Below are 19829 nucleotides of genomic sequence, written 5' to 3' on the forward strand. Positions count from 1 at the left end.
TTTTTCTTCGGCTGGTACCTGCGGGTGGGGTCGATGGTGAAGTCGGCAAGGATCTCGCCGGTTCAGGGCCATGCGGGCTGTTCGTGGTTGAAGGCTGTGCTCCGAGACGGGGTGCGGACCGGGGCTCCCGCTTCGGACGGGCACGCGAGCGGTGAGCGCTCGAGGCGTCGGCGGTTCAGTGAAGTCGATCCCTCTGGCAGGTGCCTCGGCCCATGACGTCGGCGGCGGCGCCGAACACGCCGCTCTCGGCCACCGCCGCAGAAACGGCGGCTACGGCTGCGGCAAGGGCAACTCGCTGCGCCATCGGAGGCAAGCTGCCCACCGGGACCGATCTGCGGTCCGAGAAGCAACAGAAGACGCTCGAGGCGGAGTCCAATGCCCAGGAGGCCCATTTCAAGGTCGAGCTCGCCCCCTGCACGCGCCTGATCATCGAGTGGGCTCCGGCCCTCATCCCCACTGGTCCGTCCGCCGCACCCTGACATCGTCCCCGGCATGGATGTCCACGGATCTGTTGACGCGGGGATTCCGGCCCAGGTGCGCTGTCACTCTGTCATGCTGCACGGAGGTAGGGCTCGCCGTCGGTGCCGAACATTCAGCTGCCGAGGGCGTGGTCGACGACGACGGGGGTCGCCTGCTTGAGGATAGGGCTCAGGGAGGCCATCGTTCACCTTTCGGGTAGGGTGCGGCCAGCACTTGGACGTCTGCTGCAGGGAGGGCCCGGAGAGTAGAGGGTGCTGGCCGTGGCATTTGGGGCTCTTCAGCGGGCTTGCGCCGTCTGCGGAACCGCGGTGCCGGCTAGGCCGGCGTGGACTCGAGCGCTGCGGTCGCCCAGTTCTCCGAACCACGCGCCATTTCGTTCTGGGAGGAACGCTCCCGTTCCCATCTCTCGTGGTTCCATGCTGGATTACATGGCTCTTATTGTCAACAATCAACGATGAAGATGTCGGCTGGACCTCTCGTGAGGCGAGGGGCAGCGGCGTCCGCAGCGGATGAACGATGGGAAAATTGGCCAATACGGGGTTAGGATTGTTGACAACATGTTCGTCTAATGGCAGGGGGAGCGCCATGAAGAGCGGCCAAGAGCTCCGACCCATCGTTCAGGAGTCCACGCCCTCTTTGGCCGCGGCCCAGCTGAGAAGGCACATCGCCGAGGGAACTCTGCCGCCCGGTGCCCAGCTCGTGGAGGCCGACATCGCCAGGGAGCTCGGCGTGAGCAGGGGGCCGATTCGTGAGGCAATTCAGCGTCTCACCCAGGAGGGCCTCTTGGTCAGCATCCGCAATAGGGGTTTCTTCGTCTCCGAATTCGATGAGGGCGACATCCGCGATATCTATGAAGCGCGGACCGCTGTGGAGAAGGCGGCCGCATCGATCCTCGCCGACGGCGATCCTTCCCGGGCGGGAGCAGAACTGCTCGGCTGCGTTGACCGCATGGATGAGGCCAGATCCGCGGGCGATCAGGTTGCGATCTCAGAAGCGGACATCGCCTTCCACGAAAGGCTCGTCGCGATGGCTGCGAGTCCGAGGCTTTCGAAAATGCATGCCACGCTGCTGACCGAGACGCGCATGTGCCTCAACCGGCTGCGGGGACGCTACGAGGACGAATCGGTGCGCGTCGCAGAGCATCGCGGAATCGCTGAGGCGATCCGTGATGGGAAGCGCGATCTCGTCATGGATCGACTCGACGCCCACAAGGATGACGCCCTCGTAAGGCTGTTCCCCACCCATGAAGCGAGCAGCACGGCCGCCTCGTAAGGGGTGCTTGTCTTCTCCGCGGGTCTACAGGCTCTCGCAGCCCGACCGAGAAGCGCTCGCAGGGATAGCCCTCTCCAACCACTCGAGGTGGAAGGGTTCAGGCCTCCGGCTTCACCGGAGTGGCGCGTGGAAGCGTCAGGCCTTCGTCTACGTGACATAATTCGTGCCGCCGGGTCTCCAGTCCGGTCTGAAGGAGAGCCCGCGGGCGAACCTGCCCTCATCTGTGCGCCACGGGGTGGTTCGGTAGGCCTGGGATGGTGCGGTGGCCTGGATCAGGGCGTGGGCGCGGACGAACACCTGCGCCCCGCACAGGTGTGCCGGGACGGAGTAGTGGGCGTCTTCGAAGGTGACCATCGAGGTGTTTCTCGAGACCGTGCGGGCCAGGCCGAGCGCGACCGTGTGCGCGGTGTCCGGCGCGCGAAGTTCAGGGTCTGCTGGTTCCGCGCCGGCACCCCGGCCACGTGGGCGGGGTGCCGTTCTTCTCGTTGTCCGTGAGCACACAGGTCGGTGCCCCGCGAGCCGTCGCTGAAATCCTGGTGCAGCCACATGCACGGCTCGGCGATCCCCCGAGTGTAGGCCAGTGCGAGCAGGGCTTCTTCCTGGGCGACTTCGGTGGCGCGCGGACACCATCCTCAAACCCCCAGGGAGAGCCCCGCCGGCCCCTCGGGCCCTCGGGTAGAACCCTTGAATCTCAGATTGTCGAGCAGTACTATCGAACTGTGATGTAGGACACAAGTGTCCGACAAAATGACAGGCGAGAGTAGGTGTCCTGACCATCCCCGGAGAGCTACTCAAGGAGGCGGGAGCCATGTGGATGTCGATGAAGTCGTCCAGGCGTGGAGCCGGTTCCGGAAGCCCCGTTCTCTAGCGGGCGAAGCGCCTCATCGTGGCCGACGGGCGGATCGCTGCGGATGGGCAAAGATCCCTATTGTTGAGTGTTGACAATGAGGCTATCGGCTTCTAGCGTTTGAAGCAGCGATCCGGGGCATCGACTACGATGCCCCGCACCCGAAATTGCAGAGGGAATTCGTGAACACTCTTGAAGTCACCGGCCTGAAGATCTCGATTCGCGGTCGCGAGCTCGTGAAGGGCATCTCATTCAGCATTGCGCAGGGGCAGCGAGTTTGCCTGCTCGGCGAATCCGGTTCTGGCAAGTCTCTTACGGCGGCCGCCGTCTTGGGGCGGCTGCCGGCGAACGCCGTCGCCAAGGGCAGCATCCGAATCAATGGCGTGGAGGTGCTGGGCGTTCCGACGTCCAAGCGCCCGGACGAAGCACGGGTCGGGATGGTGTTCCAGGACTCCGCCGTGGCGTTGAACCCTCTGGTGCGCATCCGCGATCAGCTCATCGAGCCGCTGCGCCGCCACCGCGGCCTCTCAAAGCGGGATGCGCTCAGCGCCGCCGTGGAGTTGGCTGGCTCAGTCGGCCTTCCCGACCCCGAGCGCCTAGTCGACCGCTTCTGTGCTGAGCTCTCCGGTGGTCAGCGCCAGCGCGTGTGTATCGCACTCGCACTGGCCTGTACTACGCGGCTGATGGTTGCTGACGAGCCGACGACGGCACTCGATGTCGTAACGCAGGCGCGTGTTCTGGACGTGCTGAAGAAGTACACGGCAGGGAAGAACACTCCGGCCCTGCTGTTCATCACCCACGACTTCGCCGTCGCCTCCGAGCTGTGCAGCGAATCCGTGGTCATGAAGGACGGGACCATCGTCGAGCAGGGGCAGATCCACGGGATCTTCGCCTCTCCGAAGGACCCCTACACGTGCGAGCTGATCCGCGCGGCACGGGCCGCAACGATCGAGCCGTACATCGAGAAGCTACAGGCCGAGGACCAGCCAGAGCCAATGCCCGGGCTGGCGCCGACATACTTCGACATCAGCGGGGTCAGCCGCGCGTACCCCATGCCGCGGAAGAAGGCCTTCGCCAAGCCGCAGATGAAGGTGGCGCTGCAGCCGACCACGTTGAAGATCGCTGCCGGCGAGCGGATTGGGATCGTGGGGGTCTCTGGCTCTGGTAAGACCACTCTGCTGAAGATCATGCTCGCGCTCGAGTCCACCGACACTGGGGCGGTGGTGAGCGACGGCAAAGAGGTCTTCCCGGCCGAGGTCCGCGCCCTGAAGTGGTACCGCCGCCGGGTGCAGTACGTGCCGCAGGATCCGGCGAGCTCGCTGGATCCGTTCATGACCGTCCGGGATCTCGTCGCCGAGCCGCTGGTGCGCCTGAACGTCCCCGGCGACCGCGACGAGGCGGTGCGGGTGGCGTTGGAGTCCGTGGGTCTCGACGAGAGGTTCCTCTTGCGCCGCGCGAGCGAGCTCTCGGGAGGGCAGGCGCAGCGTGTGGCCATCGCCCGCGCGATCGCCACCGAACCCGACTTCCTGATCGCCGACGAGCCCGTGAGCGGCCTGGACCTTCCCATGCGCGAGTCGATCGTGGCCCTGCTCACCCGGATCTCGGAGGAGCGCGGCACCGGCATCATCGTGGTCTCCCACGATCTGTCCATGGTGGCCAGCATGTGCAGGCGCACCGTGGTCATGCACGGCGGGGAAGTCGTCGAGGACGCCCCGACCGCGCAGCTTCTGACCGATCCGCAGCACCCCCGCACGCGAGAACTCCTCAGGGCGATCCCCACCCTGCACGTCCTTCCCCAAACGCTCCTCACAGACAGCGCATTGAGCCTCCTTGACAGCCCAGGCAAGGCGCTCCCCGCACAGCTCACCCGAAAGGCCTGATCCATGAACCAGAAACAACGCCGCCGCTCCCTTGCCATCGGCTCGCTCGCTGTGGTCTCCGCCCTGGCCCTGACCGGCTGCTTCTCCAACGGGGGCGCCGGCACGGGCGCGGCCGGGGGGGAGAGCGCCCGCATCCGGGTCGCCATGGCCCTTGAGCCGGTCGCCGGGCTCTCGGTCTTCAGTGACGACGCCTCGACCGTCTCGCGCTGGGGCGCCATCGAATCCCTCGTGCAGCTGGACGAGACAGGGGCGGCGCAGCCTCGGCTCGCGACCGAGTGGAAGCAGATCGACGACCTGACGTGGGAGTTCGCCCTCCGCGAGGGCGTCACCTTCCAGGACGGCACGAAGCTCGACGCCAAGGCGGTCGTGAACTCGCTGCAGAAGGCCCTGGCCGCGAAGCCCCTTCCGCGGTCTGTTGCCGGGCTCCAGATGACATTCGACACGCCCGATGATGTGACCGTGCGGATCACCACCGGGACACCCGAGCCGATCCTGCCGCAGCGGCTCTCCAGCCCCCAGCTGGCGATCCTCTCCGCGGCGGCCTACACGGCCGACGGCACCGCCAGCCCCGTCGGCACGGCAACCGGCCCGTTCAAGGTGACCAACGTCGGCGGCAAATCGACCTTCACCCTGGACCGCTATGACGGCTACTGGGGGGAGAAGGCGAAGGCCCCCGGCATCGACGTCACCATCGTCACCGACGGGACGGCTCGGGCCGCGGCGCTGCGCACCGGGACCGCCGACGTCGCCGTGGCCCTGCCGATCTCGCAGCTTCCCCAGATCGACCCCGAGCTGGTGCAGGAATTCCCCTCGCCACGGACGACCACACTCTACATGAACACCGCCAAGGGCGTTTTCGCCGATCCCGCGATGCGGGCGGCGGCTCGGGCCGCGATCGATCCCAGCGTCCTCGCCAACGACGTCTACGAGGGCCGCGCCGATGCCGCCCAGGGCCTCTTCGGCCCCGCCCTCCCGTGGGCGAAGGACCTGCGGGGCAACGTTGCGTCCTCGGTCGCTCCCGGCGACCCGCAGGGAAAGCAGATCACGCTGGCGACCTACTCCGACCGGCCCGAGCTGCCCGAGGACGCCACCCGCATCCAGCAGGAGCTGGAGAAGGCGGGCTTCGTGGTCAAGCAGGACGTCCGCACGAACGCGAACTTCATCAAGGACGCGCTCAGCGGGGCGTTCGACCTGGTGATCGGCTCGAGGTCCACCCAGCTGGACACCGGCGACCCCGTCTCCTTCCTCGCCAGCGACTTCACCTGCAAGAGCACCGGCCTCAACTTCGCCCAGCTGTGCAATCCCGAGGTCGATGCGGCGGTCGCGAACGCCTCCGCCCAGAAGGCTGGCCCGGACCGGCAGAAGGCCATCATGGGAGTCGAAGCCATGCTGCTCCAGCAGAACGTCATCGTCCCGCTCGTGAACGAGCGGCTGGCCCAGGGCCAGGCGACGGGCGTCAGCGGGGTCGTCCGCGACCCGTTCGAGCGGCGCCTGATCACCAACGAGACCACGGCCGCCCGGTAGCCCGAAGCAGCCTCAGCACCGAACAGAAGGAGGAACCGTGGCCGACTCCACGCAGCTCGTCCCGATCCTTCGCAGGCGCATGCGAAGCCGCCAGCCCAAGGGCCGGCGGGCATGGGTGCCCGCAGCCTCGCGGATCATCTCCGCGCTCGTCGTCGTCTTCTTCCTGGGCATGCTGCCCTGGCTCTCGAACCGGGACCCGGCACAGTCGATCTTCCAGGCCCGCTACGCCGAGGCGGACATGACCCCAGAGGCGCTGGAGGCCATCCGCCAGGAGCTGGGCCTGGAATCGGGCCCGCTCGGGGTGTTCTTCACCTGGCTCGGGAACACGCTCAGCGGCGACTGGGGCCTGTCCTGGGTCAGCGAGCAGCCGGTGCTGCCCTTCATGCTGGGCTCCCTGGGCGTCTCGCTCTCGCTCATGCTCTTCTCCATCGCCGTCGCCGCGGTGCTTGCCACGGCACTGAGCATCAAGACCTTCCGCCGAGGCCTGGCCGGGCGCACCGACCGGACCGGCGGCGGCGTCGCGGCAGCCTTCACATCGCTGCCCGAATTCCTGCTGGCATCGCTGCTGCTGGTGGTCTTCTCGGTGTGGCTGCGGTGGTTCCCCCCCTTCGGCTGGTCGAATCTGTCCAACGCCGTCCTCCCGGCACTGGCGATGGGACTGCCGGCCGGAGGGTACATCGGACGGCTGTTCTCCGATGCCGTGGCGGGCACGTTCAGCGAGCGGTGGGTGGCGACCTGGTCGGTCGCCGGCTTCTCCAAGGCGCGCCTGGTCACGGCGGTAATCCGCCGAGCCCTGCCCGGCGTCACCCCGCAGATCGGCCTCGTGTTCATCGGGATCACGGCCGGCGCCGTCGCCGTCGAGCAGGTATTCGCGATCCCGGGCATCGGCCGGGCCACCCTCAGCGCCGCCCAGGCGCAGGACCTGCCCGTGCTGCAGTCCGGGGTGATCCTACTGATGCTGCTCGCCCTCTCCCTCGGGACCGGGGCAGCGCTCGTCCGCCGGCTCCTGCTCGGCCCCGCCCTGCGCTCGAATTCCATCCCGACCGCGGTGCCGAAGCCGGCGAGCCCGCGCAGCGCGTGGATCCTGCCGATCACCGCGCTTTCGGCCATCGTGGTCCTGATCCTCCTCGGCCTGTCCCGTGACCCCTACGCGCTGGACTTCCCACGGCTCGCACCGCCCAGCTGGGCTCTGCCGCTGGGGGCCGACGCGGCCGGGCGCGATGTGCTGGCCCGTGTCTCGAACGGCGCGCTCACGACCATCCTCGTCGCGATCGCCGTCGCTGGCCTCTGCTTCGTCCTCGGCCTCGTCATCGGCATGTTCCCCAATGCCGCGGCGGGCCCGATCGAGATCAAGAACGCGCTGCCGCACATCATCGCCGGAATGATCGTCGCGGGCATCCTCGGCCCCTCGGCCTTCGGTGCCGCGATCGCGATAACCCTCACCGGCTGGGCGCCGCTGGCCGCACATACCGCCGCTTTGGTGGCCGAAGTCAGGGCCCAGCCGCACGTGCAGATAGCACCCGTGCTGGGAGTGGGCCGCGCCCGCCTCATGCTCCGCTACGTCCTGCCCAGCGTCGTCGGACCGGTGTTCCGCCATGCCGCCCTGCGCCTGCCGGGCATCGCGCTCGCCCTAGCCGCGCTCGGCTTCCTCGGCCTCGGCCCCCGGCCGCCGGCACCCGACTGGGGCCTGATCCTCGCCGAGGGCATGCCCTACGTCGAGCGCGCCCCCCTCGCCGTGCTCGTGCCCGCCGGAGCGCTCGTGCTCCTGTCGGTGTTCGCCGTCTCGCTCTCGAGCCTCACCGTCGACTTCCGTAGCGGCCGGGGCAGGACCCTTCGCCCGCGATCTATGCACCTACAGAATGGCAGGCAAGCAGTCACCGGTCCTACGGCCGTGATGCCCGGGAGCACGTTGGAGGAAAGCAAGCAGCTCTAGACCAGGGTCGGGCGATCAGCCGGGGGTGACAGCCCTCGGCTGGGGATGGGCACGGACAGCATCCGTGCCCATCCACTCGGCCTCGCGCGAAGCCCCCGTCTTGAGAAGACGCTCGAGAACGCCATTACCGTGCCGGCGAGCACCGTGGGCAACAGCCCCCGCCTGCGCTCCTTCCAGACACAGGCGGCGGCAGTCGCCCACGCCCGGCCGCACGCCAGTTCCGGCCCGAGCACCGGGCGACTGATCCTCTCAGAACCGAACGAAAGGAAACCCCATGTCCGAGGCACACAACCACGAGGCCGCCCCCGTCCAGGAGCACTCGCACTCCCACTCCCACTCCGAGCACGCCGGCGAAGGCCACTCCCACAGGGTGGCCATGGCCGATGAGGCCACCGGCGAGTGCCCGGTGATGCTCGGGAACTACGTGGACAAGGAGGATGCCGAGGCCCAGGGCCTCGTCCGCGACTACGAAGGGAATCGCTACTACCTCTGCTGCGCCGCGTGCGGCCCGCTCTTTGACGCGGATCCCGAGAAGTACCTCGCCGCGCTTTAGGCAACCGAGGGGACTGTCAGGTAGCGGTGGGTCTGGCGCGGCGTGTAGTTAGTTGATTCTTCCGTCGAAGGCGATTGCGGAGGCGTTCAAAGCCGGCTCCACCTCGTGGCCCATCGTGCCCGCCCCTTGCCCTAGGGGGCCAAGCGAGCGGGTCATGAGGAAGAGGTACTTCAACGTGGTGGCGTCGTTTGGGAAGTGGCCCCTGGCCCTCACGGCGCGCCCATACCGGGCGTTGAGGGACTCGATCGCGTTGGTCGAGCAGATCACCCGCCTGATCTCGCGGCGTCCCAGTCCAGGAATGGGGCGAACTCGGGCCAGGCGTTGCGCCAGAGCCGGGCGATCGCAGGGTACTTCGTGCCCATTTGGCCTCGAACTCCCCGAAGCGTTCCTTGGCTGCGGTCTCGGTCGGGGCGGTGCCTCGGGCAGGCCCTTGAGCCCGTCGCAGACGGCGATGCTGCACACGTCCTCCACGCCGCGGGTCTTGATCTCGGTCAGGACCCCGAGTCAGTACTTCGCGCCCTCGCCGCCGTCCCCGGCCCAGTTCCCGAGGATGTCGCGTTCGCCGTCCACCGTGACGCCGAGGACGACGTAGAACGGCTTGTTGCGCACCTGCCCGCCCCGGCCCTTGACGTGGATCGCGTTCGATGACCACCACCGGGTACACCGGGTCAAGCGGGTTGGCCGACTCGGCCATCTCTTCGGAGACCTTCTCGGTATCCGGGAAATCGTGTCCTTGGAGACGGTGGCGCCGTAGACCTCGTCGAAGTGGGCGGCGATCTCCCCGGTGGTCAGGCCGTGGGCCGTCAGCGACAGGATGACCTCGTCGATCCCGTCCAGACGCCGCTGGCGCTTCCTGACAGTCGGCGGCTCGAAGGTGCCCTCACGGTCCCGGGGCGCGTCGATTTCCACTGGGCCCACCTCGGTGAACACGGTCCTGGTCAGGCCGGCAAGGAGCCACTAGGCTCAAGCCCTGCTCGCGTGCCTACCCCCAGCAGCGACTCCGCGAGCTCCTTCTGATCGATGACCTCTCCCGTCACGGGATCGATCATCTCCACGGTCTCGGTCATAGCCCTTCCTTTCGGTCAGGCCACGCCGTTCACACCGTTATTCTTACAGTCCCGACCGCGACGCCAAGACCCGCAGAGTCTTGCAAGGATCTCGTCGGCGATGTTGGTCCAGATCGATGTTGTTCTTCAGTGATCGGGTGGATGTGAGGGTCGCGGCATAGTGAGCGCGTGTAGGGGAGAAGTGCCAACCAACCTGATGCCGGTCGCCGAACGAGCGCGGGCCATCGCTGGTCTGCCCCGACATCTCTGCGTCGGGTGGGGCGCCCTCTGGCAGGCCCTGAAGCTCGAACTGGAACGACTCGCCGCCGCCGTTGTGCGCTTCTCCGGGTCGCTAGGCCGAGGATAGACGAGCGCACGGCACCCATGCCAATACCGGCTGACCCTGGCCGGCCCGGTCCAGATATGCCGCAGGACCGTGCGGGCTCCTTCGAGCCAATGGTGGCACCGCCCCTGGATCCGGTGCACGCGGGGGTGTTGGTGGACTGCATCCACGCCAAGGTCCGCGAACGGCACGTCGCGAACCGGCCGATCTACGTGGCACCGGCCCTCACTGCCGAGGGGACCGCGACGGCCTCAAGGGCCCGACGCCGTGTCAACCTCTGGCGGAAAGACGTCGCCTTGACCGGGTTCGAGATCGGATTCGACGCTCGGCTACCCCTAGGCCGCCACTGACCAACAGACAACCCAGTTGGCACGAAAAAATCGACAGAGCCGTCGAAAACGACCGAGGTCGACTGAGCAGTGGGAGAGAGATTCGTCCCAGGCATGTCCCCTCGGCAGAATGGCATACGGCCCGGTGACCGTCCTCGTCGTACGTCGAGGACGGTCGTTGCGTGGTCCTTCGTCAGCTGGGCGTGCTCGACGGTGAGGCATTCGTCCCTGAGCGTCACGTGTCCGGTGATGACGGGGGTGCCTCCTTCAGCAGCGCAGGGTCCGTGGCACGATCAGGGCCCCGATCACGAGGGAGACGAGGGCGTCTGCGCGGGTGAAGTTGGTCAGGGCGTTCACGACAGCTGCGATGATCACCGCAGCAGAGCCGAGGGAGGACCAGCAGGCCGATAGCAATTACCGGCCAGCCCGATGATCCCGAACCAGAGCATCGTCCCGAAGCCGACCCCGGGCGGTTCGATCAGGCGCCGGAAGGCCTCGACGAGGATGAACCCGCCCACGACGAGCAGCAGTCTGGCTGCAGGGCAGCGGCGAGGACCTCTGCCCGCTTGTACCCCACGTCCCATGCCCACGGAGAGGGGTTGCGATCAGGCGCTCCCTGTCCTGCCTTGCATCCGGCGTGCGAGTTCGTGCCCGCTCATCCTTCGTTCTTTCCATCCCTTGGGTCGTTCCATCAGCACGGCAGATACCGCTCGGGGTGTCTGGCAAGCAGTGGGGAGGAGAGCCAGTCTCCCGGCTCTCCTCCCCGTGGTGTGCCCTGTGGCGGGGCGTGCGTGGACGCTGTGCCCTAGGGTCCGACTCGCCTACAGCACGGCGAGGTACTTCTCAGGGTCCGCGTCGAACATCGGCCCGCACGCGGCGCAGCAGAGGTAGTAGCGGGTGCCCTCGTGGTCGCGGATGAGGCCCTTGGCCTCGGCATCGGCCTTGTCCACGTAGTTCCCGGGCATCACCGGGCACTCGGCAGTGGTGGCCTCGTCTGCCACGGCGACGCTGTGGGAGTGGCAGTGCCCCTCGTCGGCGGGCTCGGAGTGGGAGTGCTCCTGGACGGCGGTGGCGTCGTGGTTGTGTGCCTCGCACATGGGGTTTTCCTTTCGTTGGTTTTCCGGTATCTCAGGCGCGCGCCGCTTCGACCGGACGCGGGGTTCGGCTGGGGGCGGGCGACTGCTGGTCCACCGCCTGGCTCTGGAAGGAGCGCAGGCGGAGGCTGTTGCCGACGACGAAGACGCTGGAGAACGCCATCGCCGCACCGGCAAGCATGGGGTTGAGCAGGCCGAGGGCGGCCAGCGGGATCGCGGCAACGTTGTAGGCGAAGGCCCAGAACAGATTGCCCTTGATCGTGCCGAGGGTACGCCGGGAGAGGCGGATCGCATCGGCGGCACTGCGCAGATCGCCGCGGACGAGGGTCAGGTCGGACGCCTCGATCGCCGCGTCTGTGCCGGTGCCCATCGCGAGCCCGAGGTCCGCCTGGGCCAGCGCGGCGGCGTCGTTGACGCCGTCGCCCACCATCGCCACCGTGCGCCCTTCGCCCTGAAGGCGTGCGACGACAGCGGACTTCTCGCTCGGGAGCACCTCGGCGATGACCTGGTCGATCCCGACCTCGGCGGCGATGTGCTTTGCCACGACCTCGTTGTCTCCGGTGAGGAGGATGGGGGTCAGGCCAAGGGCCCGGAACTGTCGCACGGCTTCGGCACTGGTGGGCTTGACCTGGTCGGCGACAACGAGCACGCCTCGGATCGCACCGTCCCATGCGGCCAGGACCGCCGTCTGGCCGCGCGACTCGGCGGTGCGCTTTGCCTCGTCGAGCACGGCATCGGAAGCGACCGCCGATTCGTCAAGCAGGCTCTGGCGGCCCACAATCACGCTGTGGCCGTCGACGAGACCGGTGACGCCCTTGCCCTCGATGTTCCGGAAGTCCCCCACCTCGGGCAGGGGGGCAGCGAGCGCCTCGGTGGCGCCGCGGGCGATGGCCTGCGCGATCGGGTGCTCGGAGGCGTCCTCGAGCGCGCCGGCAATGCGCAGCAGATCCTCGCGATCCGTGCCGGCGGCGGCGACAGCCTCAACGAGTGTCATCCGGCCCGTTGTCACCGTTCCTGTCTTGTCGAGCACGACCGTGTCGACGCGCCGGGTGGACTCGAGCACCTCGGGGCCCTTGATCAGGATCCCCAGCTGGGCGCCGCGCCCGGTGCCGACCAGGAGTGCGGTCGGCGTGGCCAGGCCTAGGGCGCACGGGCAGGCGATGATGAGCACCGCGACGGCGGCCGTGAACGCCGTCGCGCCCGGGAATCCCGCGCCGAGCCAGGCGCCCAGGGTCGCCACCGCAACTGCAATGACGATCGGGACGAAGACGCCCGAGACTCTGTCGGCGAGGCGCTGCACCTCAGCCTTCCCGGACTGGGCGTCCTCGACGAGCTGGGCGATCTGGGCGAGCTGGGTGTCTGCGCCCACGCGCGTCGCTCGAACGACGAGCCGCCCGCTGGCATTCACGGTCGCTCCGGTCACGGCATCGCCCGGGCCAACCTCCACTGGCACGGATTCGCCGGTGAGCATCGACGCGTCCACCGCGGAGGTGCCGGTCAGGATCACGCCGTCGGTGGCGATCTTCTCCCCGGGCCGGACGACGAATTCGTCGCCGACCACGAGCTGCTCGGTCGGGATGCGTGTCTCGACGCCGTCGCGGAGCACGGCGACGTCCTTCGCGCCCAGCTCGAGCAGGGCCCGCAGTGCGGCGCCGGCCTGGCGCTTGGAGCGCTTCTCGAAGAAGCGTCCGGCCAAGATGAACATGGTCAACCCAGCGGCGACCTCGAGGTAGATGTTACCCGCGCCGTCGCTCGGGGCGATCGAGAGCTCGAACGCGTGGCGCATCCCGGGCATCCCGGCGGTGCCGAGGAAGAGCGCGTACAGCGACCACAGGAACGCCGCGAGCGTGCCGAGAGAGACGAGGGTGTCCATGGTGGCGGCACCGTGGCGCAGGTTGGTCCAGGCAGCCTTGTGGAAGGGGAATGCCGCCCAGAGGATCACGGGAGCGGCGAGGGCCAGAGAGGCCCACTGCCAGTAGGTGAACTGGAGGGCCGGGACCATGGCCATGAGGATGACCGGTACCGACAGTACGCACGATGCAATCAGGCGCCGCCGCAGGTCCGCGAGCTCATGGTCAGGCTCCTCGCCCCCCTCCGAGGGCGATGCCTGCTCGGGAGGGGCGGGCAAGGCCGCGGTGTAGCCGGTCTTCTGGACCTCGAGGATGAGCAGCTGGGGGTCGTAGCCCTCGGGGACGAGCACCTTCGCCTTCTCGGTGGCGTAGTTCACGCTCGCCTCGACCCCGTCCATCCGGTTGAGCTTCTTCTCGATCCGGTTGGCGCAGGATGCGCAGGTCATCCCGCCGATCTCGAGCTCAAAGCTCGCGCGCGCAGATTCGGTCGGTGCTGTTGTCGTTGACATGGTGATCCGTTCTCAGGTGCGTGGGCTCAATGACCGTGGCTCTCGCCGGGGGTCTGGGCAGGCTGCGTGCCCGGCGCGCCGTCTGCCGGGAGCACGAACGCGGCAGAGTGGACGGCGCCGTCGATTTGGAAGTCGAAGTAGAGCAGGTACCGCCCAGAGGTCGGAGCCTCTGCCGCGAACCTCACGGTCGGTCCGCTGAGCTGGCCGCTCTGGGGCTCAGCGCCTTCGGGATGCACGTGCAGATACGCGAGGTCGCCCTCGCGCAGCGCGACAAGATGGCCGAACGCGCCGAGGTAGGGCTGCAGGGTCGTGACCGGGGCGCCGTCTTTCGAGACGGAGAGCGTGAGCTCCGACGAGGCGCCGCCCTGGATGTCCCCGGCGATCGTCACCTCGAAGCCGTCGACATTCGCGGTGCGCGTCTCTGCGGGAGAGGCTGCCGGGGCGACCGTCCCAGCGACCTCAACAGTGCGGGTGAGGGTGAGCGGATTCGAGCTGCCGCCCGGAACGAAGTCGGTGAAGATGCGGTAGGTGCCTGCCGCCTTCCAGGTCCACGGGATGGACCAGGAGCCGTCCGGGCCGCGCTCAGGATGGACGTGGCGGAACTCCGAGCCGTCGGTGCGGACGACGATCAGATGCAGGTCCTTCTCGTGCGAAGTCACATACTCCAGCAGCGGCTGTCCGTCGGCATCGCCGATGGTGAAGGAGAGCGTGCCGGCGGCTCCGACCTCGGCAGGGGCGCTGACCGGACCCAGCTGGTAGCCCTCAGCCGCAAGCGTCACCCCGCGTGTGGGGCCTTCGTTTCCGCCCTGCGCCTGTCCCATCGCCGCCATGTGGTCCTGCCCCTGACCCATCGCCGCAACCCGGTCCTGCGCCACGGTCTTCGGGATTGTCGCGCCCGTGACCGTGAACGCCGCGCCGAAGGCGACGGCGAGGCTGGCCGCGTACAGGCCAAGGCGCGTGGCGGTGCGCATCAGACCCGCGCCGCCGAGTAGCCTGCCTCGTCCACGGCGGCGATCACCGCAGCGTCGTCAGCAGGGCCATCGGAGCCTGTGACCACGAGCCGTCCGGTGGAGGCGCTGATCTCAATCCCCTTGACCCCGGGAATCTGCCCGACCTCGTTGCGGATCGAGACCTCGCAGTGGCCGCAGCTCATTCCAGTGACCTGGTATTCGGTGGTGCTCATCAGTGGATCCCTTCGTATTGGCAGCTAGTCATATACCCCTAGTGGGTATCTCTAAGACAAAGATATACCCAACGGGGGTACCCGATGCAAGAGTATGGCGAACGTGAGATTCGACCAAGATCCCGTGCCCACCGGTGCTCGTCAGTTGGTACCTGCATGGGGTATCTTCGGACTGGCATACATACCCTGTAGGGGTATATCCAAGGTGCCGAGCGCTTATGGAAGGAAGTTGTACCGTGAATCAGGAAGCGAACCCGAGCGTCCTCATCCTCGGCGGGGGAGCGGCGGGGCGCGCATGCGCCCAGGAGCTACGCACTCGCGGATTCGCAGGCAGGATCGACATGCTCGACGCCGAGCCGGGCGGCGCGATCAACCGCACGCTGCTGGACAAGGCCCTGCTTCCGGGGCTGCTCACGCGGGAGCAGATCGCCCTCCCGGCGGTCGAAGGAGTGGCGGTGACGTCGGGCGAAGCCACTGCCGCCGACCTCGGGACGAAAACGGTCGAGCTACGTGATGGCCGGCGTCTAAGCGCCGACGCCGTCGTGATCGCAACGGGTGCCATGCCTCGCCACTCGGACGGCATCGACGTCGCCGCGGAGGTGGCACTGCACCGGCTGCACACCGCCGATGACGCAGACGCCCTCCGCGAGTCGATCCCACAGGCCGATGGACGACGGATCGCCGTGCTCGGCGCGGGATTCATCGGCACCGAGCTTGCCAGCCACTATGTTGCCGAGGGCGCCGAGGTAGTCCTCGTGGGCCGGTCGTCTACCCCTCTGGTCAGCGCACTTGGCGCCGAGATCTCCCCTCGGCTGGCCGCCCTGCAGCGTGAGCGGACGGACGCACGACTGGGAGCTGCGGTACGCGCGATCACGCCGAACGGTGCCCGCGCCCAGCTCTCCCTCTCCGACGGCAGCTCCATCGAGGTTGACGCTGTCATCCTCGCGCAGGGTGCGGTTCCCGCGACCGCATGGATAGGGGTGCCGGACGGGATCCGAGTGGACGACCGCCTGCGCGGGCCTGAAGGCGGATGGTACGCGGCGGGAAGCGCGGCATACATCGCCTCCGGCGGCGAGAGGCTCACGACGGACCACTGGGACGCCGCCGTCGCCCAGGGCCGGCACGCCGCGCGGACGATCCTCCACGACTTCCTGGGCGGCGAAGACCCGGGTCCCTATCGGCCGACGACGGGATTCACCCTCTCCGCGTTCGGCTCGACGATCGCCGCACGCGGCCTGCGGCGGCCCGACGGCTCGGAGCGAGCGGCCTCCTGGCCAATCGAACCGCCACGGCCCGACGCCGTGCTGACCGAATTCGTGGACGCTGGTGGAGAAGTGACGGGCGTAGCGGGGTTCAACGCCGGCCCTGCCGTGGTCCGCGCGGCGGCGGCGATCGCCTGAGCCTGGGGAGTGCCTGTTCTCCTCGGGCGCCCAGCTCGCCGCGCTGGTCTGTCCTGCCAGCGGTGGGCCCTTGAATCACGACAGCCTTCGGGCGGCTCCTTAGCCATCGCCGCGCTCTGCTACGCGAGCGCGGCCCTGTGCAATGGGGTGAGCCGACCGCGTGTGCTCTGGCCGACGCTCCTTATCGTCCTGTGCCGGGATGTTCGCTGGCAGCATCTCGGTGAGGCTGGCTGTCAACGCCAAGTCGGTCTACGACTCGGGTCCGGGGGTATCGTCTTCTCGGCTCGGCACCCACCTGCAGGCGCACCTGCCGCTTAGGACGGACTCTGAAGGGCACTCGCCACGGAGGGCCAGGGAGGCCCTTGAAGAAGAGCTCGAGGGATTGCGCCGTGGACGACAGAGGTGTTGGGGCAATCGATGAGGGGGCCACGAAGGAGGCAGCGTGGCCGCACGACGACGGCGACGCGCCCACGGCGGGCGCGTCGCCGTCGTCGTCCTCAGCTGTGGCCCTGCGTTGCCTCGGCTATGAACGCACCAGCCTGGCAATCGCGTCTGACGCCTCTTTGATCTTGATCTCAGATCCCGGTCCGCCGAGGCGGGCGGCGCCGACAACGCAGTGCCGGAGATGGTCGTCGAGCAGGCCCAGTGCGACACGCTCGAGGGCTTTGTTGAGGGCGGCGACCTGGGTGAGGATGTCGATGCAGTACTGCTCTTCGTCGACCATCCGGCTGATGCCCCGCACCTGTCCTTCGATGCGCTTGAGGCGCGCCTGGTAGTTGGCCTTATCAGTGATGTAGGCGTGATGAGAGTCGCCGTGTGCGGCCGGTGCTAGATCTGTGCCGAAAGCTGAATCGTCGGCCATGATGCTCATGATGGCAGTTTCCCTTCGTGCGGCCTATGCCGTTTCCCGCTGTACGGTGGGGGCCTGGCTGCGTCGTGGTCGGCCCTCGCGGCTCTTCTTCGACCTACCCCTACGGGGTATAGATGGTTTTCTTTACTATACCCTACGAGGGTATTGATGCAAGGTTCGGGCGAGGACAGGGAAGAGGGTTACGCCCGATCGGGAGCAAACGCCTAGATGCCTGCAAGAGGCAAGAGCCCCTTTAGGCATACTGTCTCAGGTCAGGCGGCAGTCCTGTCGCCTCGATGGTGGTCCGACCCGCTGAGTCCAGCAGGGGAGTGGTTCCGACGGGGCCTGCGGAACTAGGAATCGCCGGTTACGTGCGCTGTCACGCGTGATGGTGAGCGGCAGATCCCTCCGCCGTACCGGCGATCGAGGAGAGGTGCTTCCAGCTGCCATCGCCCAAGGCGTGGCGGAATATGTCCACCAGCCGGAAGCCAGGCCGTTCCCTCGCTCAGGGCGGTGAGCTCGATGATCTCGGTGACGTACTTGTCGCCGCGCCTTGCAGCAGCGCGGTGAGGGCGAGGGCAAGGATCTGAGCAGCCGTCATCGCGGGACTCTGGAACGCCCCGGTGTGGTGAGGGGATCAGCACGGCTGCGCAGCAGGACAAGCTGCCCGGTGTACCCAGTGTCGCGTGCGCGTGCGCGGCCGCGGCGAGGCCGAGGACCAGACCGGAGACGACGAGGCGCGCAGCAGCTACAGGGGTGGCCTGTGCTGGCCTGCTCCTCGCCCTTTCCTGCCGCCGCTCCGCGCTGGATGACTGAAATGTTGTGGGTGCTGGTCAGTCGTGGGTGGGTTCGCCGGTGAGCCGGTGGTCCGCGTGGTTGATGGTCTCCCGGATCAGCCGAACCAAGTGTCCGTCGTGCAGGGAGTAGATGACGTGACGGCCGTCCTTGCGGGTGTCGACCAGGCCGCTGAGTCTGAGCTTGGCCAGGTGTTGGCTGACCACGGTCCGCGGCGCCGGAGCAGCAGCCGTGAGCTCTGTGACGGTCTTGGGGCCCTCGGCCAGCTGCCAGAGCAGCTGGAGACGGGTAGGCTCGGCGAGCATCCGCAGGGTCCCGGCGGCCGTCTCGAGCAACTCCGGCCCGGGCGCGACGTCATGGACAAGCGAGGCCTCAGCGGCGTGACTGGCTGCCGGGTGCGGCTGGCTGCTCATCACCGTGCTCCAAACTCTTCGTGGCGGTGGCCCGGGCGTCATGCCGGGGCCAGGACAGGAAGGCACCTACGGCCCCCATGATTGCAAGGATAGTCAACGCGAGCGAAGTCGGGCCGAGGCCAGCCGCTGCCCCGACGATGCCGGCCAGAGGATAGCTGACGATGTAGCAGGCGTGGGAGAGGGAGAACTGAGCTGTGAACACATACGGCCGGGTCTCCTCGGTCGAGGCCTGCCGCAGCAGCCTCGCCGACGGGGTCAGGATCGTGGAATTCCCGGCCCCGAGCAGGAACCACAGTCCCAGCAGCCACCACCAGGTCCCGTTGCCTGCAGGCAGGAACAGCAGCGCTGTCGCCCCGGCCAGCGCGGCGGGGAGGAGGGCGGCGCCGGTGAGCATGACGGTCCGGTCGCCCACACGCTCGAGCAGCCGCGGTGCGCTCAGGGCGACGACCATCGACCCGATGCCGAAGGAGGCCAGCGCGATTGCCAGATCGGTGTCGGGGCCGGTGGAGGATCTCCCGGACGATGACGACGCTGTTCACCAGTACTAGGGCCGTCGGGGCGGACACGACTAGGTTCAGGGCCATCAGGGACCGCAGCCGCCGGTTGCGCCAGAAGATCCGGACGCCGAGTGTGGTGCGGTGCCATAGTGTGGCTGCCCCGCCCCCCTGCGCTCCAGTTGCGGGCACGGCGGCGGTCACGACCATGAGGGCGGAGAACAGGAAGCCGCCGACCGTGCCCAGGAACAGGCTGCTGTAGCTGAGCACGCTTAGCAGCAGGGCCGCGATGGCCGGGCTGGCCAGCGCCTCCAGGTCATAGGCGAGCCGGGAGAGTGACAGTGCCCGGGTGTAGTCCTTCTCGTCCTTCAGCACGGATGGAATCAGGGACTGGAAGGCGGGAGTGAACGTCGCCGAGGCCGACTGCAGCAGGAAGATCACCACGTAGATCTGCCAGGCCTCGGTGATGAACGGCAGGCAGAGCGCCATCGCCGCGCGCACCAGGTCCGCGCCGATCAGCACCGGCTTCTTCGGAAGGCGCGCCACGACGGCGTTGATCACCGGCGCGAACCCCACGTAGGCGAACATCTTGACCGTCAGCGCCGTGCCCATCACGGCTCCGGCATCCTTGCCGGCCAGGTCGAACGCCAGCAGTCCCACCGCGACTGTCAGCAGGCCGTGCCCAGCAGCGCCACCACCTGCGCGGCGAACAGCCGCCGGTACGTCACATCTCGCAAAACAGTCGACATCCCGAACCTCAGAGTCTGAGTGCCTCTATGCACCTGAGGTAAGTGCATAAGTGCATTGATATGCACAAATCGTCGCACACCCGATGGGTGCGTGGCCAGCCCGCCTCGGCCTCCGGCTGGACGGCGGCCCTCCAGGGACGGCACTGGCGGCCATGGACTTCCCGGAGCCCGAGGCGCCGAGCAGACACAGACCCCGGCCCGCCAGGGGCTCGAAGCTGAGCCCTATCCCTGTTCTGGCCGCGGATGCTGATCCGCAGATTCTCGGATCTGCACACTTGCCAGGTT

The 19829-nt window shown here is 67.9% G+C and carries 18 protein-coding genes and 2 pseudogenes; 7 read left to right on the forward strand and 13 right to left on the reverse strand.

Annotation, left to right across the window (positions count from 1 at the left end):
• Positions 1–212 precede the first annotated feature (212 nt).
• Positions 213–479 carry a hypothetical protein gene (locus BV907_RS00765; RefSeq protein WP_077487742.1) on the forward strand — a complete coding sequence of 89 codons (267 nt, stop codon included), beginning with the start codon at positions 213–215 and terminating at the stop codon, positions 477–479.
• A gap of 586 nt (positions 480–1065) precedes the next feature.
• Positions 1066–1752, forward strand: a complete 687-nt coding sequence (locus BV907_RS00770) for a GntR family transcriptional regulator (protein ID WP_077487743.1) — start codon at positions 1066–1068, stop codon at positions 1750–1752.
• Positions 1753–1899: 147 nt separating this feature from the next.
• Here BV907_RS00770 and BV907_RS18110 read toward each other — a convergent pair whose 3' ends face one another.
• Entirely contained in the window at positions 1900–2106 is a 207-nt protein-coding gene (locus BV907_RS18110; protein ID WP_139346526.1) for a hypothetical protein, read from the reverse strand.
• A gap of 675 nt (positions 2107–2781) precedes the next feature.
• Here BV907_RS18110 and BV907_RS00780 point away from each other — a divergent pair.
• From BV907_RS00780 to BV907_RS19190, 4 genes are all read left to right on the forward strand, one after another.
• Complete coding sequence (locus BV907_RS00780) at positions 2782–4479, forward strand: ATP-binding cassette domain-containing protein (RefSeq protein ID WP_139346527.1); 1698 nt, start codon at positions 2782–2784, stop codon at positions 4477–4479.
• 3 nt (positions 4480–4482) lie between these two features.
• The gene (locus BV907_RS00785; protein WP_077487746.1) at positions 4483–6003 is read left to right on the forward strand and encodes an ABC transporter substrate-binding protein; all 1521 of its coding nucleotides are present in this window, start codon (positions 4483–4485) and stop codon (positions 6001–6003) included.
• A 37-nt stretch (positions 6004–6040) separates the two neighbouring features.
• On the forward strand, positions 6041–7936 hold the full coding sequence (locus BV907_RS00790) for an ABC transporter permease subunit (protein ID WP_245827708.1): 1896 nt from the start codon (positions 6041–6043) through the stop codon (positions 7934–7936).
• A gap of 274 nt (positions 7937–8210) precedes the next feature.
• Positions 8211–8489, forward strand: coding sequence for a YHS domain-containing protein (locus BV907_RS19190; RefSeq protein ID WP_245827709.1), 279 nt, complete (start codon positions 8211–8213; stop codon positions 8487–8489).
• Positions 8490–8537: 48 nt separating this feature from the next.
• On the opposite strand, the pseudogene BV907_RS19720 reads toward BV907_RS19190, so the two are convergent.
• The 8 genes and pseudogenes from BV907_RS19720 to BV907_RS00825 form a co-directional block, all read right to left on the reverse strand.
• A pseudogene (locus tag BV907_RS19720) lies at positions 8538–8842 on the reverse strand (transposase); the annotation flags it as partial.
• Positions 8843–8993: 151 nt separating this feature from the next.
• Complete coding sequence (locus BV907_RS19725) at positions 8994–9419, reverse strand: transposase (protein WP_425441583.1); 426 nt, start codon at positions 9417–9419, stop codon at positions 8994–8996.
• Between the two features lie 8 nt (positions 9420–9427).
• Positions 9428–9556, reverse strand: coding sequence for a hypothetical protein (locus BV907_RS19520; protein WP_281250832.1), 129 nt, complete (start codon positions 9554–9556; stop codon positions 9428–9430).
• Between the two features lie 918 nt (positions 9557–10474).
• Positions 10475–10582, reverse strand: coding sequence for a hypothetical protein (locus BV907_RS19855; protein WP_342745488.1), 108 nt, complete (start codon positions 10580–10582; stop codon positions 10475–10477).
• 446 nt (positions 10583–11028) lie between these two features.
• The gene (locus tag BV907_RS00810) at positions 11029–11304 is read right to left on the reverse strand and encodes a YHS domain-containing protein (RefSeq protein ID WP_139346528.1); all 276 of its coding nucleotides are present in this window, start codon (positions 11302–11304) and stop codon (positions 11029–11031) included.
• A gap of 31 nt (positions 11305–11335) precedes the next feature.
• Positions 11336–13660 carry a heavy metal translocating P-type ATPase gene (locus tag BV907_RS00815; protein WP_077487748.1) on the reverse strand — a complete coding sequence of 775 codons (2325 nt, stop codon included), beginning with the start codon at positions 13658–13660 and terminating at the stop codon, positions 11336–11338.
• A gap of 26 nt (positions 13661–13686) precedes the next feature.
• A complete protein-coding gene (locus BV907_RS00820) occupies positions 13687–14631 on the reverse strand; it encodes a heavy metal-binding domain-containing protein (protein ID WP_077487749.1) in 945 nt (314 codons plus the stop codon).
• Positions 14631–14843 (reverse strand): heavy-metal-associated domain-containing protein, encoded by a 213-nt coding sequence (locus BV907_RS00825; RefSeq protein WP_139346529.1) that lies wholly within the window; start codon positions 14841–14843, stop codon positions 14631–14633. The genes BV907_RS00820 and BV907_RS00825 overlap by 1 nt, the downstream gene beginning before the upstream one ends.
• A 236-nt stretch (positions 14844–15079) precedes the next feature.
• Between BV907_RS00825 and BV907_RS00830 the strand changes: the two genes are divergently transcribed.
• The gene (locus BV907_RS00830; RefSeq protein WP_175637312.1) at positions 15080–16243 is read left to right on the forward strand and encodes an FAD-dependent oxidoreductase; all 1164 of its coding nucleotides are present in this window, start codon (positions 15080–15082) and stop codon (positions 16241–16243) included.
• A gap of 523 nt (positions 16244–16766) precedes the next feature.
• Here BV907_RS00830 and BV907_RS00835 read toward each other — a convergent pair.
• From BV907_RS00835 to BV907_RS19645, 4 genes and pseudogenes are all read right to left on the reverse strand, one after another.
• Positions 16767–17105 (reverse strand): metal-sensitive transcriptional regulator, encoded by a 339-nt coding sequence (locus BV907_RS00835; protein ID WP_077487962.1) that lies wholly within the window; start codon positions 17103–17105, stop codon positions 16767–16769.
• 821 nt (positions 17106–17926) lie between these two features.
• Entirely contained in the window at positions 17927–18301 is a 375-nt protein-coding gene (locus BV907_RS00840; RefSeq protein ID WP_077487752.1) for an ArsR/SmtB family transcription factor, read from the reverse strand.
• Positions 18261–18752, reverse strand: coding sequence for an MFS transporter (locus tag BV907_RS19640; protein WP_342745493.1), 492 nt, complete (start codon positions 18750–18752; stop codon positions 18261–18263). Before BV907_RS19640 ends, BV907_RS00840 begins: the two co-directional genes overlap by 41 nt.
• 166 nt (positions 18753–18918) lie before the next feature.
• Positions 18919–19407, reverse strand: a pseudogene (locus BV907_RS19645) (MFS transporter); the annotation flags it as partial.
• Between the last annotated feature and the right edge of the window lie 422 nt (positions 19408–19829).

Source organism: Sinomonas mesophila (assembly GCF_001999765.1).
Lineage (GTDB): Bacteria > Actinomycetota > Actinomycetes > Actinomycetales > Micrococcaceae > Sinomonas > Sinomonas mesophila.